The sequence below is a fragment of the Mucilaginibacter metallidurans genome, assembly GCF_003286435.2.
Lineage (GTDB): Bacteria > Bacteroidota > Bacteroidia > Sphingobacteriales > Sphingobacteriaceae > Mucilaginibacter > Mucilaginibacter gossypii.
Window position 1 is genome coordinate 2822855 of sequence record NZ_CP043449.1, and the last position, 15571, is coordinate 2838425.

Annotated in this window: 16 protein-coding genes; 2 read left to right on the plus strand and 14 right to left on the minus strand. The window is 43.3% G+C overall.

All coding sequences use genetic code 11. The features are described 5' to 3' along the window. The first annotated feature begins 1 nt into the window (after position 1). On the plus strand, positions 2–1108 hold the full coding sequence (locus tag DIU38_RS12080; protein ID WP_112654946.1) for a hypothetical protein: 1107 nt from the start codon (positions 2–4) through the stop codon (positions 1106–1108). A gap of 6 nt (positions 1109–1114) precedes the next feature. On the opposite strand, the gene DIU38_RS12085 is transcribed toward DIU38_RS12080, so the two are convergent. From DIU38_RS12085 to DIU38_RS12110, 6 genes are all read right to left on the minus strand, one after another. Continuing rightward, complete coding sequence (locus tag DIU38_RS12085; protein WP_110583823.1) at positions 1115–1843, minus strand: (Fe-S)-binding protein; 729 nt, start codon at positions 1841–1843, stop codon at positions 1115–1117. A gap of 13 nt (positions 1844–1856) precedes the next feature. Continuing rightward, on the minus strand, positions 1857–3179 hold the full coding sequence (locus DIU38_RS12090; protein WP_112654947.1) for an MFS transporter: 1323 nt from the start codon (positions 3177–3179) through the stop codon (positions 1857–1859). A 59-nt stretch (positions 3180–3238) separates the two neighbouring features. Beyond that, positions 3239–3574 (minus strand): YnfA family protein, encoded by a 336-nt coding sequence (locus DIU38_RS12095; RefSeq protein ID WP_112654948.1) that lies wholly within the window; start codon positions 3572–3574, stop codon positions 3239–3241. A gap of 85 nt (positions 3575–3659) precedes the next feature. Continuing rightward, entirely contained in the window at positions 3660–4178 is a 519-nt protein-coding gene (locus DIU38_RS12100) for a DinB family protein (RefSeq protein WP_112654949.1), read from the minus strand. An 86-nt stretch (positions 4179–4264) separates the two neighbouring features. After that, a complete protein-coding gene (locus DIU38_RS12105; RefSeq protein WP_090525244.1) occupies positions 4265–4609 on the minus strand; it encodes a hypothetical protein in 345 nt (114 codons plus the stop codon). Positions 4610–4668: 59 nt separating this feature from the next. Beyond that, the gene (locus DIU38_RS12110; protein ID WP_112654950.1) at positions 4669–5985 is read right to left on the minus strand and encodes an MFS transporter; all 1317 of its coding nucleotides are present in this window, start codon (positions 5983–5985) and stop codon (positions 4669–4671) included. Positions 5986–6079: 94 nt separating this feature from the next. Between DIU38_RS12110 and DIU38_RS12115 the strand changes: the two genes are divergently transcribed. Continuing rightward, positions 6080–6574 (plus strand): hypothetical protein, encoded by a 495-nt coding sequence (locus tag DIU38_RS12115; RefSeq protein WP_112654951.1) that lies wholly within the window; start codon positions 6080–6082, stop codon positions 6572–6574. Positions 6575–7131: 557 nt separating this feature from the next. Here DIU38_RS12115 and DIU38_RS12120 read toward each other — a convergent pair. The 8 genes from DIU38_RS12120 to DIU38_RS12155 form a co-directional block, all read right to left on the minus strand. After that, the gene (locus DIU38_RS12120; RefSeq protein ID WP_112654953.1) at positions 7132–8871 is read right to left on the minus strand and encodes a thiamine pyrophosphate-dependent enzyme; all 1740 of its coding nucleotides are present in this window, start codon (positions 8869–8871) and stop codon (positions 7132–7134) included. 194 nt (positions 8872–9065) lie between these two features. After that, positions 9066–11381 (minus strand): TonB-dependent receptor, encoded by a 2316-nt coding sequence (locus DIU38_RS12125; protein WP_112654954.1) that lies wholly within the window; start codon positions 11379–11381, stop codon positions 9066–9068. Positions 11382–11419: 38 nt separating this feature from the next. Beyond that, entirely contained in the window at positions 11420–11815 is a 396-nt protein-coding gene (locus tag DIU38_RS12130; RefSeq protein ID WP_112654955.1) for a hypothetical protein, read from the minus strand. 1 nt (position 11816) lies between these two features. Beyond that, on the minus strand, positions 11817–12584 hold the full coding sequence (locus DIU38_RS12135) for an ABC transporter permease subunit (RefSeq protein WP_090525226.1): 768 nt from the start codon (positions 12582–12584) through the stop codon (positions 11817–11819). Then, on the minus strand, positions 12577–13296 hold the full coding sequence (locus DIU38_RS12140; protein ID WP_112654956.1) for an ABC transporter ATP-binding protein: 720 nt from the start codon (positions 13294–13296) through the stop codon (positions 12577–12579). The genes DIU38_RS12135 and DIU38_RS12140 overlap by 8 nt, the downstream gene beginning before the upstream one ends. Further along, the gene (locus DIU38_RS12145) at positions 13284–14519 is read right to left on the minus strand and encodes a nitrous oxide reductase family maturation protein NosD (RefSeq protein WP_112654957.1); all 1236 of its coding nucleotides are present in this window, start codon (positions 14517–14519) and stop codon (positions 13284–13286) included. Before DIU38_RS12145 ends, DIU38_RS12140 begins: the two co-directional genes overlap by 13 nt. Positions 14520–14527: 8 nt before the next feature. Continuing rightward, positions 14528–14953, minus strand: a complete 426-nt coding sequence (locus tag DIU38_RS12150) for a nitrous oxide reductase accessory protein NosL (protein ID WP_167516150.1) — start codon at positions 14951–14953, stop codon at positions 14528–14530. Then, positions 14889–15518, minus strand: coding sequence for a hypothetical protein (locus DIU38_RS12155; protein ID WP_208057833.1), 630 nt, complete (start codon positions 15516–15518; stop codon positions 14889–14891). The genes DIU38_RS12150 and DIU38_RS12155 overlap by 65 nt, the downstream gene beginning before the upstream one ends. Positions 15519–15571 lie beyond the last annotated feature (53 nt).

Below are 15571 nucleotides of genomic sequence, written 5' to 3' on the forward strand. Positions count from 1 at the left end.
TATGACTGCCACACCCCGCTCCTATTGGTTTGCCAAGTTCCTTGAATGCCTGTATCTGCTCGTAGCTATCTACGATTGTTTAATGATGATGTGGGGCACTTTGCTTTATAAGCTGTTTAGTTCTTTTGGTGACCTGTCCTTCGCAATGATTTTCACCTGGATTATTATCGGGATATTCATCCTTTCGGTGATTTATTCCATTTACTGGCATCAAAAAAGTAAAAAGGAAGGGTTTAATTCAGAAATAAGGCACGCGTTTCTGCGTGGCGTTATGCGGTACTTCCTTGCGTTTCAAGTGTCGGCTTATGGCTTTGCCAAGATCCTGAAAACACAGTTTGGACACGTTTACATGAGGGATAACACGCCTGTAGGCAAGTTAAACGGCTTCGACCTCACCTGGAATTATTTTGGCCACTCTTATACTTTCGCGGTTATACTCGGTTTACTTCAGATTGGTGGCGCCATCATGCTTTTATTCAGGCGTACTACCTTGCTGGGCACCTGCATGTTACTGCCCATAATGTTAAACATTGTACTGATCAATGCATTTTATGATATAGCCGCAGGGGCATTTATGAACTCCATCATTATAACTATTGGCCTATTGTACCTTTTATTATTAAGATGGCCAGATATCAAACCTATTTTATTTAAACAGGTAGAAATACCATCTGTAAGGCTAAGTTTTGCAAAACCAGTTTTAAAGCTCCTGGTAATCGGCCTTTCTTTTTACAGCATTTACCGTTATGTATTAGCCGTACCCTCGTCGGCCTTTACCGGAAAATGGAAAATTCAGCAATTTATTCGAAATGGCAAAACCGTCGGTGAAAATGATTGGATGAATGGCGCGCAAAACTGGTGTTACATATATATTGAAGATGATGGTAGAATATCATTTTGTGCAAATCCTTACGTTTTTGAGGCAAACCGGGCATGGTTTGGCCGCTATAATTATAACGCTAAACAAAAAATATTCAATATACATTTTGATGGCGGCACAAATAACGATACAACAAAGGTAAAGATCAGCAACTACAACGGTAAGCAAATGCAATGGGATACCAAAGTATATGATGATACCTTGAAGTTGAAACTGATTAAAGAATGACAGAAATTAAACATTCCCCCAACCTAAGGCCAAAACATCAGCAATGTGCATGGTTTGGATAGGCAGGTTATTTTTATCAATATACCCCTGCATGTGCATCAAGCATGAGGTATCGGTTGAGATAATGTATTCAGCACCAACGTCAAGGGCATTATTAACCTTTTGTTGCGCCATCGCGGTTGAAATGCCATCAAACTTAACAGCAAAGGTACCGCCAAAACCGCAGCAGGTTTCACCGTCTTTCAGGTCAAGCAGTTCGAGGCCGAGTACCTTGGAGAGGAGCTGGCGTGGCTCATCCTTTATTTTGCATTCGCGCAGGCCGGCGCAGCTATCATGATACACAGCCTTGCCATCAAGCTCGGCACCGAAATAGTCAAACTCCAGGATATTTACCAAAAAGTCTGATAGCTCATAGATATTCCCTTGAATAGCCCTGCATTTATTGTGAACAGCCGTATTGGTAAACAGATCGTTGTAGTAATTCTTCACCATTCCGGTGCATGAGGCCGAAGGCGAAACAATAACACTGTCTTCCGAAAAATCGCTTAAAAACTTGCTTCCCACCTCTTTGGCATCATCCCAAAAACCAGCATTAAAAGCCGGCTGACCGCAGCAGGTTTGCGCCGGGTTATAACTAACCTTGCAACCTGCTTTCTCCAACAATTTTACAGTATTAAAAGCAGTTGCCGGAAACAACTGATCTATGAAACACGGTATAAACAATTCAACCTTCATCGGCACAAATTAGTTAACGGGCGCTAAAATCCAAATTTTTATTGACGTTTCGTTCAGCCCTCAGCAAAGAAAACAACAAAACTAAACCAACAATGAAAAATACACCCAATACCAAAACCGAATTTCGCGGACTACCGGTTATTTCTTCAAAAAAGCCAAAGCTAAATACCCCGCCTACTATGGCCAGCTTTTCGGTAACATCATAGAAGCTAAAAAAGGAAGCTGTATCAGGAATATTTTCGGGCAGATATTTTGAATACGTTGAGCGCGACATGGACTGGATACCGCCCATCACCAAACCAACCACCACTGCTATGATGTAAAACTGTGTTTGTGTATAGGTAAAGTAAGCAGCTATACAAACCGCGATCCACAGGATCACCACACTAATTAAAATCCTTACGTTACCATATTTGCCAGACAGGCGCGACATCAGCGTAGCACCCAAAATAGCAACCAGTTGAATAATTAAAATGATAGTGATGAGCTGCGGAGTTTCCATTTTAAGCTCTTTGGCAGCAAAACCGGTTGCCACCAGCATAATAGTTTGCACACCCATCGAATAGAAAAAGAACGATGGTAAAAACCTTTTTAACAACGGCATTTCCTTAACCTTTCTCCAAACGTGCCCTAATTCGATAAAACCGCCTTTTATAATATGATGGTTGTGGCTTTGCGCATTTGGGCTGCCCTTAGGCAATACGCTGAACGGGATCATGGCAAAACCTATCCACCATAAGCCTACCAGCAAAAACGACAATCGGGGCGCGAAGGTTTTGTCAACAATACCAAACCACTCCCCTTTCAGCACAAACAAAAAGCAAATAAGCTGAAGCAGTACACTGCCGATGTATCCATAGGTGAAACCTTTGGCACTCACATTATCCTGCATATCAACAGTGGCGATTTCGGGCAGGTATGAATTGTAAAACACAAAGCCACCACTATAACCTATAGCCGCCAGCGCAAAGCAAATGATACCTAACTCCAGATGGTCTTTATCAAAGTTGAAGAGCGCACAACAGGCGGCCGAACCAAGCAGGGTAAAAAACATCATGAAGATCTTTTTATTGCCTTTATAGTCGGCGATGGATGATAATATAGGCAGCAGCAAAACCATTACCAGGTAAGCGGCCGATAAAGCATAATCTGAAAGAGCAGTATTTACAAAGCTTTTTCCAAAAAAGCTGACCCTATCACCGTTGGCATGGTTAGTTGTGATGGCTACATAGTATGCCGGAAAAATGGTTGATGTGATGACAAGGTTATACGCTGAGTTGGCCCAATCAAAGAAAGCCCAGGCGCGGATGGTTTTTTTGTTGTTTTTATTTTCCATTTGCTCACTAAATGTATGCAAATTTTAGAAACTGCAAAAAAGTGCAACAATAGTACTTATCAATGCCCGCGCGGTGCATAAACAATGATACAAGCACCCACCAATGCAATCAAAGCACCTATAATATCATAACGGTCGGGCTTAAATCCATCCACCTTCCAGGCCCAGAATAATGCCATTACAATAAAAATACCACCATAAGCAGCATATACCCTGCCGAAATTAGCGGTTTGCCACGTTGCTACTATACCGTAAAGTGCCAGGATCACTCCGCCCGCTATTCCGAGCCAAAGCGGCTTATCTTCTTTTAACCAAAGCCAAACCAAATAGCCGCCGCCTATTTCAAATAAACCGGCCAATAAAAACAAAGCAAAAGAGCGGATAACTGTTATCATTAAATTTTATCGTAGAAGTCCTGCTAAAGATATCATAAAAAAGGCCTCCTTAGCGGAAGCCTTTAAATACGTTTAAAAATCAAATTTAACTTCTGTCGTAAAACGCCGGTGGTTCAATTCCCAAAGAACGGAGATAAACATACGCCTGGCCGCGGTGGTGAATTTCATTATCGATAATATATTGGATAATGCTGTTGCCTACCCCTTCGTACTGTCCAAAGGCCAATACGGTTTCCTGAAAACGCTGAACCGGAATTTGCGCCCAGTAAGTGGTAATGGCCTCAGTAGCATCATCCCATAACCTCAATAAATCGTTTTTTGAGTGCGCTTCTATTTTTCCGGTATGATGATCCAGCCCTGCAATTGATGTCCAGTCATTAGTTGCAAGACCTTTAACACCCGGTCCGCTCATGCTAATGATCTCTTTAACCATTTCCGAAAAGGGGCGCATCCCACCAATTGAATAGTTAAAAAGCGCTTCCTCAGGAAATGCCTCGATAAGGCGGCGGGTTACACGGCGCTGACCAAGCCAGCCTTGCAAAAATTGATCGGGTGTATAAACAGGAGCTTCTGTTGTTGGTTGTTGAATTGCGTTGGTTTCCATTGTAATTTAGTTTTGTTTTTGATTACAATACAAAGTAACCACACCATGGTGACAGCCCTATGTCAGCAGGAAAAAAGGAAAACTAACTAATTTGTATTTTGGATAAACTCCACCACCTGTTGCTGTTCATAATTCGATAAAGTACCTTCCGAATAATGCCACTTAGAAGTAACATCACCCTCAAAGCGGATCTGTCCTAAATAATCCGGATTTTTGTTATCGTCCAGCAGCGGCTTGCTTTCACCAATTTCGGGAGCTATTTCCTGAATTTCAAAAAGTGTAGCTTCCCCATCGGCCCCACCTTTATAAAGTTTGTACAAGCCGGTGGCATTTAATTCATGATTTGTTGATTGATGCAGCACCGGCTCAATAATGATATTTCTCTGCGTGCCGTTGTCGCCGGTAACATTGTGGTTAACTGTGTGGATCATGGCTTATGTTTTTATTTATTGATAGTACAAGCCTGCCGCCAAATTGTTTAAGCCTCAACTTAAACCCGCTGTTTACGAAGTTTATTTTCTTTAAACATCAGCACGATGAGCATAATAAGCCCCAACACAAAAAAGCCGTCAAGCGCAAGTGTCGAATCGCGCATTTCATTAGTTACGGCCTCCACAAAGCCAAAACAAAACAGGCCCACCACAATCGATATCTTTTCGGTAACATCATAAAAACTGAAATATGAAGCCGTATCCGGGATGTTTTCGGGCAAATATTTAGAATAGGTTGAGCGTGACAAGGATTGTACCCCTCCCATTACAATGCCAATGATCACCGCGGCAACATAAAACTGGGTAGAATTGGTGATAAAGTAAGCATACAAACAAATGGCCGACCAGATTGCCACCAAACCTACCAGCGTACGCACATTCCCGAATTTTTCCGATGATTTGGATGCAATTAATGCCCCCGGCACAGCAACCACCTGGATAATAAGCACAATAGAGATCAGGGCAGCATCGGGCATATGTAATTCCTTAGCAGCAAAGTTAGCCGCAGCCAGCATAATGGTTTGTACACCAACCGAGTAAAGGAAAAACGACACCAGGAAGCGTTTGAGCAGCGGCATTTTGCGCACTTTGCCAAAAACCTTTGCCAGTTCTTTAAAGCCGCCGGTAAGCACGTTATAACTATGCTTGCCCGCATTGGGCTGCCCTTTCGGCAACATGCGGAACGGGATAATGGAAAAACCTATCCACCATACAAAAACCATCAGGAACGAGATCCGGGCCGGCAGCCAGTCGTCGGTGATGCCGAACCAATTGGGCTGAAGCACTACGATAAAGCATAATACCTGCACTACAATACTGCCCACATAGCCGTAAATAAAACCTTTGGCACTTACAGCATCCTGCTTATCGGGCGTGGCTATTTGGGGGAGATAAGAATTATAAAATACAAAGCCGCCGCAATAACCTATAGAAGCCAATCCAAAGCAAAGCATCGGGATTTCCAACCCCGTGCCGGGCTTAAAGAAAAACAAACCCGCACAGGCGAGGCTACCCAACCAGGTAAATAATTGCAGGTATGATTTTTTATTGCCCCGGTAATCGGCTATGGAAGTAAGGATGGGCAAAATAGCTGCAACTATAAGGTAGGATAAACCAAGAATATAATTTGATAAAACCGTATTAACATACCTGTGCCCCAAAAAGGTTACCATTTGGGTATTTTTTGAATTGAACTTGGTAACCTCCACAAAGTATGCGGGGAATATGGTAGAGGTGATAACGATGTTATATGACTGATTGGCCCAGTCAAACATGCACCAGGCCCAAATGGTTTTCTTGTTATTTTTTGCTTCCATTACGGGCTTAAAAGTAGGGAAATTTGGTTGAGTTGTATATCAGGGAAACATCATTATAAAATTTATTGTAGCTTTAAGAACAGAAGATTATAGCATGTTCACCTACCTCCATTTTACAAACCAATTCGGCTCGTATCTTTATAATGATAGTTTCCAGGCATTTTTAGCCGATACATTTACTGATCTCAGCTCATACGATATCCTGAAAAGCGATTATATGCGATCAGAATTATTGCATATTGATTTAGGTTTCACTAACGAAGATGCGGTTATTGACGAAGATGAGCTGATTGTATTAGAACCCGGCCAACCGGTGTTTTCTCATTTGAATATTTACCCTAACCCGGATCTGCAATATATACTCCCATTTGAGATTTCATTCGACGATACCCGTGAAGAAGTCTTCAAAAAAGCAGGTGAGCCAACACAAACCAAACACGGAGATTCGCCGATACTGGATAAACCCTTCCTGGTAGACCATTACAAAATAGCTAACCTTGTTTTAAGTATCGATTACGATCCGGCTGATGAGCATATTAATTTTATACAGATCAGGGACAATAACATTGTTGCGCATTTGAAATTGTAAGTCAACACTTTTTATTCATATATACCGCCTTGAAACCTTATCCTTTCTTCAACATCAAAACCCGTCCCCAGCACATATTCGCGATTGCGGCATTGTTATCAATTATACTTTCATTTTTTACGACTGCCGCAACAATAGATATCAATCTTCATGACACTTATTTCGTAGTATCAGCGGTTCATTTATGCCGCTTAATAGGCCTAATATTTTTTATCTTATGGGTTATTTATACAATAACCGAACCGATATTGCCTGTAGTTTGGTTAAAATGGGGACACGTGCTGGTTACATTGATTGCGTTAATTATAATTTCTTATTTTTCCGCACAGCTATCCATCCGCGGTCCGCATAAATACTATACCGATGGTCAGATCCGGGAAGCAGTCAACATTAACACTATAATTACTATTGCAACAACCGTATTGCTGACTGCGCAATTGCTTTTTATAGCTAACCTTATGACGGGTATTGTCAAAAAGGCTTTCCTATCAAGTCATCGATATAAAAACCGGAAGATATAAACAGCATACATCTCCCGGTTATACGTATTGCCACCATTAATCAAATATTTCGGGCAGATGCTTATAGTTACCTTTCACAGTTGCCAACACCTCATCAAATTTACCACCAAGCATCATTTTGGTCATGGAGACGGCCATTCCTTTAACCATTTTAAGTTCGATATGCGGCGGCATGGCAAGGGCGGTTCCGTCGGTATAAACATTTACTAAAACTGGTCCTGTGTGTGCAAAAGCTTCGGCTATGCCCTGTTCAAGGTCCTGCGGGTCATTAATAGTGATCCCTTTTATACCCATTGACTCCGCGATCATGGTAAAATCAGGATTGCGCATGTCCACTTCAAAATCGGGCAGGCCCATTACTTCCATTTCCAGCTTTACCATGCCAAGGCTCCTGTTATTAAATACAATAATCTTTATAGGCAGATCATATTGTTTAATAGTGGCTAAATCGCCTAACAACATGGAAATGCCGCCATCGCCGCACATGGCCACAACCTGCCTGTCGGGACAGGCCAGCGCCGCGCCGATAGCATGCGGCATAGCATTGGCCATAGATCCATGAACAAACGACCCGATCATCGAACGCCGCCCATTAGCGCTGATATGCCTGGCACTCCAAACATTACACATCCCGGTATCGCAGGTAAAAATGGCATCAACAGAAGCATATTCGTCTACAATAGCGGCTAAAGCTTCGGGATGAATAGCATCATGTTCACCAAAATCCTTAATATAGGCTTGCTGTTGCTCTTTTACTTTAGCATGTACATGCAATTGCGCATCTAAAAAGCTGCTGTCGGTTTTTTCTTTAATTAAAGGGATCAACGCTTTAATTGTAGATTTTATATCGCCATAGAGCCCCATCGTTAGTTTTGCGCGGCGACCAAGATTTTCGGGCTTGATGTCAATCTGCACTATCTTTTTATCCTGGGGATAAAAAGGCGTGTAAGGAAAATCGGTGCCAAGCAGGATAACCAAATCGCTTTCATGCATGCTATGATACGCAGCGGGCAAGCCAAGCAGGCCGGTCATACCTACCTCGTATGGGTTATCATGCTCCAAAAACATTTTGCCACGAAACGAATAACCAACCGGCGCTTTAATCAGTGCCGCCAGTTCAACTACTTCATCATGAGCACCGGCACAGCCTATCCCGCCAAAAATGCAAACTTTGGGGTATCGGTTAATCAGGTCGGCCAGCTGCACCAATTCTTCCCATACCGGGGTAATGTTGGCCTTGCAAAAAAAGTTATTTACTGACGAATCGATTTCAACAGCATCCTCCCCTGCCACATCGCCCGGTAAACCCAATACGCCAACACCTTTGCGCTGAATAGCGGTTTGGATAGCGGCCTGTGCCATACGGGGCAACTGCTTGTTGTTGGCAGCCACCTGGTTATAATAACTGCAATCGTCAAAAAGTTTTACAACATTGGTTTCCTGGAAGTAGTTACTGCCAAACTCTTTAGTAGCACAGGTAGATGCTATGGCTAAAACAGGTGCTCCTGATCGGTGAGCATCATAAAGGCCATTCACCAGGTGCACATGCCCGGGACCACTGCTTCCTGCACAACAGGCAAGCCCGCTCAGTTGCGCATCGGCCGAAGCTGCAAAAGCGCCTGCTTCTTCATTGCGTACGTGGATCCATTTTAATTCGGGCGTTCTGCGTACGGCATCATTAAGTTCGTTTAAACTATCGCCGGTAATGGCGTAAATACGTTTGATGCCGGCCTGTATCAGCATTTCTACAAGTTGCTCGGCTACTTTTTTTGACATGTTTGGGTTGTTTAGCGTTAGTGATGTGGTAATTTACTATCCATAACACCAAACACGTGCCATTTGTTAAGCAATTAACCGTCAAATATTTGTAATTAACATATTTTTTTAAGCTTTTTGATATACCGTGATTTCACGAGAATGAATGATATATCGCAATCTAACCGGATTCGCAACGGATATTTTTTTCATGATCATAGTTTTGAAATAGAATGACTGATACCTAATGAAAAGGTGCGCGGAGGGGCCGCCGTGTAAGTATCCCCATAGCTATTTCCAGTAACAGTAGTTGCATATAGCTTATTGGTCAGGTTCATTACATTAAACCAAACTTCCAGCCCCTTTGCGCTGCCGCTGCTGATGCGATAGGCAGTGCGTAAATTAAAAAGATCATAACCGCTGTAGGTTTTGGTATTAGCTGCATTTGTAAAGTATTTACCCAAATGTTGCCATTCAACACCGGTTCTGAAGCCACTAATAAAAGCGGGTTTCCAGGTAATCTCCGAATTAGCAATCCATTTTGGCGCATTGGTCATTTGATGACCGTCATAGCCGATGGATTTTCCAGCACTAATTTCACTGTATTTATCAAAGGTATGGGACGCAAACGTTCCACCGATGCGAAAGGCAAGGTTTTTTACGGAGCCAACGAGGAGGTTATACTCTAAGCCTTTGTGGGTAGTAGCAGCAGCGTTGGCATATTGTGTAGTATTGTCTGCCTGGAGCAAGCTGATGATCTCATCTTTCCCTTGCAGGTAATAAGCAGTTAGCTCAAACCTGATCTTTTGAGACAACAATGATGTCCAGCCGCCCAGTTCATAATTATTATAAGTGGCCTGTTTAAGCGGTGTTAATTGCCTGGAATTGTAAAGGGTATTAGTTTCAGGCGGCTGAAAGCCCATACTGAAATTGACATAAAAGCCGCGCACTTTCTGCAGGTCATAAGTTACGCCAAGCTTTGGCGCCAACACATCATATCGATTATGCTCCTGTTGTTTGTACTTGGTTTTTAAAGGAGGAAGCTGGTTGTCAAAATTGTAAATGAGCAGGTCATAACGCAGTCCGGCAGTAATTTTTATCCGCTTAACCGGCTCTGCCATATACTGTACATAGGATGCGGCATTAAAAAGATGAATCTTATAATTATCAATCAGCGAATCAGTGTTGATATAACCGGTATAATATTGAGCAGCAATATCTTTTTTAATATTCAGGAAGTTAGCATAAAACGAACTTGGGCTATTATCCAGGTAAATGCCTGCGATCAATTGTGAGTGCATAAAATTTAACTTTACCGTATGCTGGGCAAGTAAGCCAAAGCTGTAAAAACTCAGCTCATTTATTTGACCTGTTGACTTTAAGTATTGGCCCTTATTGTTGCGGACATCAGAAATGTAATAGCTGGGTAATTGACCGGTGGAATTGTTTCTGTAAAAAAGCGTTAGAAAGGTGTGATTATCATCATTCCAATTATGATCAAGACGACTGCTGGCCCGGAATGCGTTCACCCTGCGGTAGGCAAAACGCTGATTACTACTGTAGGATCGGTTATAGAAACGTGCACTATCAAGGCTTCCGGGTGTTTGTGTGTTAAGATAATTATAGGTACCATATACCGTTAGCTTACTGTCGGCCCCCAGCGGATAGCTAACTTTAGCAGAAAGAGAATACTTATCAAAATCGGTATAATCCTGCCAGCCTTTTTCCTGGTGTGTGGCATATCCTGCCATATAAAACCCAACTTTTCCCGCAGTGAGCCCCCCTTGAATACCAGCCCGCAGGTAATGGTATTTATCTCCCTGTACATTGATTTGCCCTGCCGGGGTTATGGATTCTTTTGCCGTATTGAAGTTAACAGCCGCACCTATTGAGTTACTGCCATATAAAGACGAAGCTGGCCCCTTAATCACCTCAATATCCCGGATACCATCGGTATTGATCTCGTATAAAGCGTTATGATTGAATATGCCCGTTGGTCGGATCGGGATACCATCTTCCATGTAAAGGTAAAGCGCGTTGTAAGTAATCGGTTGGCGGATGGCCATGGTATGCTGCTCATTACCGAGGTTAACCATATATACCCCCGCAACTTTATTCAATAATTGATAAGGAGCAGTTGCATGCGCTTCGCGGATGGTATTTGAACTTATCTTGCTGATTGCGGCCGGTATATCCTTGCGGGGCTGCTCCTGGCGGCCCGCCGTTACCACCACCTCCTCCAGGCCGGCAATCACCGGTTTTAGTTGAACTGTGAGCGAGCTATCGCACCTGATACAGCAAGTACCATAACCGGTACAGCTAACCATCAGGGAATCAGTTTTATTTTTATGCGCCAATATAAATTTGCCTGATAAATCCGTTGAGGTACCCAGCTTGCTTCCTTTGACACGGATACTGGCACCAACAACGGGTGCCTGGGTTTGGGCGTCGACAACAACACCCCGTATTTTTTGCGCCGATGCCTGTAAAGTAAAGGCAATAGCAAAGCAGAACACGATAAAGTATTTCATTTTTAAACATCTTCTTGTTAAACCAAAATTGAATTTGCTCAGGAGAGCATGTAACGGTGAACTGAAGATGCAGCGGGGGGCCGGAAGATAGCTCCAAGCGGGCGAAGCAGCAGGGCGAAGCTTACCAGGGACGTAAAAATGGCCAGCAGTTTGATGTGTACAGTAAATTGATTAACGCCGTGATAATAAGCCTCAAAAATGATTTCTTTAGCGGTTCGGTTTTCGTTGCTTTTCTCTTCACTATTAGCCTTTTTAAGCTGTTTGCTCAGGAAACACCTGCCGTTGCAGTGTAGCATGGGCCTTGACTTATTGGCGCAAAGTTTTGCCGCAATATAATCCTGGTTGAGCCGGAACCCCGCATAAAACCATAGCGAGTTCAGGTTCATAACCAGTACTGAGAACAGGAGTAATATGGCGGTGAAACGGCGGAACATCTTACAGATCTTTTTTGGAGAAAATTTTAAGCGCCAGTAGTACGGGTAAAACAGACCAGATAAATAACATCGAAACACTGAAGGCAATGCCTGTACCGCTTCCGAAAAACTGTCGATAAAGCGCGCCGGTGTAACCCATCAGAGCAGAAATATCCAGTTTTAACAAGATCATGATCCTTGCCAGATCTACCGGATTTAAGGCCGTGAGCACGATCATCGCCTTTTCCAACGGATAATCGCTAAAGGTGAACAGGAACAGCAGCACCAGGGCATCATAAATAATGGCCGCATAGAACCAAATCATCAGCGCAAGCCCAATCCCCTTTGATTTATCCCTGGTTTTGGTGGAAGCCCAGAAAGCGAGTGAAGTAAAACTTAAGGTTACCAAACCTCCGGCAACCATTAGCGTGATGCCCGTAGCTGAGAGTGCAAACAAAGCAACCGGCAGGCAAACTCCAAGCACAAAAGCGCCGAGAATAGAGCTGCTGATGCCGAGGTATTCTCCCAATAAAATGTCCCTGCGTTTGATAGGCTGGGAAACAAGCAATTCGGTAAACTCCGCTGCATTGAAATAATAGGTGGTTGCATAGATAATGCTGACCAGCGGCACAATGATCATCACAATGGTTGTAATACTTACCAGTCCTTTAATCACATCGCTGTCTGACAGAAAGATCACTGTACAAATGGTAGCGAGCAACAACGTGTAGGCAATGAGTACCTTACTGCGTATGATGTCGAGAATAATATATTTGGCTATCTTAAACATGTTCTTCAGTTAATAATCTGGTCAATATTTTACCCAGTCTCTGCTCACCTGTCTCCATTTGCAGCGCAGCCAGCGGCTCATAAAATTTGATCTTGCCTTCATAAAGGTACATCACGGTATCGGCCAACTCCTCCGACTCTGAAAGGATATGTGAGGTAATGATCACAAGCCTGTTATTTGCTTTTTCGGCGAGGATCTTTTGTTTTAAAATCTCGGTGGCAAAGGGATCAAGACCAGCTGTGGGTTCGTCGAGTATCAGCACGTCAGGATTAAACATAAAAGCAAGGGCGGCGCTCACTTTCTGCCTGGTACCTCCGGAAAGTGCCCTCATAGGCTTATGGTACATACTTTTCAGCCGGTAAGCCTCAATCAGGTCCGTATCAGGTATTTTGTTGCAGTTACGAATATCAAGCATCATGTCAAACAACTGGCCAATCTTCATATTATCCGGGTAATGCCCGATCTGTGGCATATAGCCGATATATTTTTTGTAATCAAAAGTCTTGTTGACTCTGGCCCCGCGAAACCGGATGTCGCCTTCGTCGGGTATAACCATACCGAGTATACTTTTGATCATGGTTGTTTTTCCGGAGGCGTTTGGCCCCAAAACAGACACAATGTTGCCGCTTTCAAAATGACAACTAATATCTTTTAGCACCTGCAATTTGCCGAATGCCTTTTTAATGTGGCTTAGTTCAATTAACGTGTCCATGGTTTCATTTTAGGGTTTATATCTTTAACAGATTCAGGGGTAAGAGATGGGATAGCCCGTTCAACCTTATCTAAAAGATTGACCATAAAACTCCGCATCAACATCACGCTTTGCGGAATTTGCTCCATTATCTGCGCATATAGGCTAACCGGCCGGTAGGGTACATCACCTGTGCCATCTTTATTCAAATCATAACCTTCATACTTATCCCAGTAGTTCTGATCAAATTTATTAAGGTTGAGCAACCCGTTGGTTGTCACATCAAAAGAGTTCGACTCGAAATTATTCCGCTCAAACGTGCCGTTTTCACAATTAGCCAGTATACGCATAGCCCAACCATTATTGATGAAGGTATTATTGTTAGCCGTCATGAGGTTGCAACCCTCCATGTAAATACCCGTCGTATTCCTAACGAAACGGTTGCCAACAATTTGAGACCTGGTAATATCTTTCAGCAGCAAACCATAAATGGAGCTTCCCCAGTTTTCAATAAACAAATTATCAAACATTCGTATCAGTTTGGAATACATCACCGCGACACCTGATCCGTTATTGCGAAAAGTATTTCCTTGATACAAATCATCGTCCGAAAACATGAAATGCAGCCCATATCTAAAGTTCCGTTCACTGGTATTACTGATGATCCTGCTCTTTTTCACAAATTCAAAGTAGATACCGTCGCGGTGGCGGGTAGAATAATTATTCATAATGATAACATCATGACATTGCCAGGCATGAATGCCGTTACCGGCCGTAAGCTCGGTACCGGTGCCACTGGTTGTATTACCAATAACAGACACATGATCGCAATCGGACAGGTAAATCCCAAAAAAGTTGTTGATTAACCTGTTATTACTGATTGTAACATGGTGTACCTTATGCAGGCGGATGCCAGCATAGTCGCGCATCGAACCGGTTTTAGAGTTTTTGAGCACAAAGCCGCTGAATGTAACACCATTCGCCAGGATAGTCACTACCTCTTCTTTATAATTTGCATCCAGCACAGGATACCCATCGCCAATGATGGTCAGTCTTTTGGTGATAAGTGTATTGTACGAATAATAATACCCCTTCTGCACCTTGATCGTATCACCATCGGCAGCCTCCGCAACAGCTGCCTTTAAATCAGGCAGGGCAGTATCCACGGCCACTATAAGTGTGCGTGCATGCGAAACAACAGTTACCGCCAGGGCAAAAAGACAAATGAGCGAGATCCTTTTCATGCAATCTTTTATTTAACAAGTTCATTCCAGGTCAGCAGTTTCCCGTTTCCGTTGCCAAGAAAGATTTTCGCCTCTTGTTCGGAAGCAAGGGCCGCGAGGTTACCGCCCATCGGAGAACTGATCTTTTGGTCATGTATATAGGTGCATTTGCGGGCATCCATAAGTGTACCGCCTGACTTGTAGTTTACAACAAGGTAAGTATCTGCATCGCCAAACTGCCCGCGTTTTTCGCTGATGTAACCCAGCATACACTCTGCAGAATCGAACTTATAAACCTTGCCTTTGGAAGTTACGATCTCTGCACCGAACTTACGGTCCATAATTGTCATCATACAGTGTACGCAGGCATCTTTTCCATATTGCAGGGCCTCAGGCTTTTGACTGCAGGCGGTGATCCAAAGCGCCAGCAGCACGATCATTCCTCTGTTTTTCATTTCTTTTACCATTTCTTATTTCGATGTATAATGTAGCAGCGGTAATTATTCCCGCCAGGCCGATCAGCATCCCCCCTGTAGCAGGAAAAGACCCTGCCAGGAAGTTCAGAAGTTGTTTATACCCAACCAGCGGAGGTTGATAATACATGCCTTCAACTTTAATGGCTGCATGAGGATCAAGATTGTGCCCATAGTTGTATTCCCATAGGTAAAAATCAATAAATCCGGCGGCGGCAAAAACGATCATCAGCGCCAGCAAGCCAATCAGCAGTTTTCTGCTGCCTTTTACTGAAGCAACCGACCCGATCAGGATCAGTAACCCGAACACATAGGGGGCAATCTTAAATTCGGCAAAGTTCTGCGGGTCGATATGCTGCATGCCGATATAATGGTTAAGCCCATTGATCTGCAGCACGTTTCCTGTGATACCATTCAGCCATATATCCATACTCAGGCCCTCGGGGTATTGTGGTGCGGACAAGGTAATCTCCCATAAAGGAAGAAAATACGCTGTTAGCAGCAGCACCATGGCTGCAGCTATTGCTATTCTTGAACCGGTTTTCATATTATTGGTATTAATGGGAGGACACAGGGCCCTCCCGTTGAATAAAAGATCTG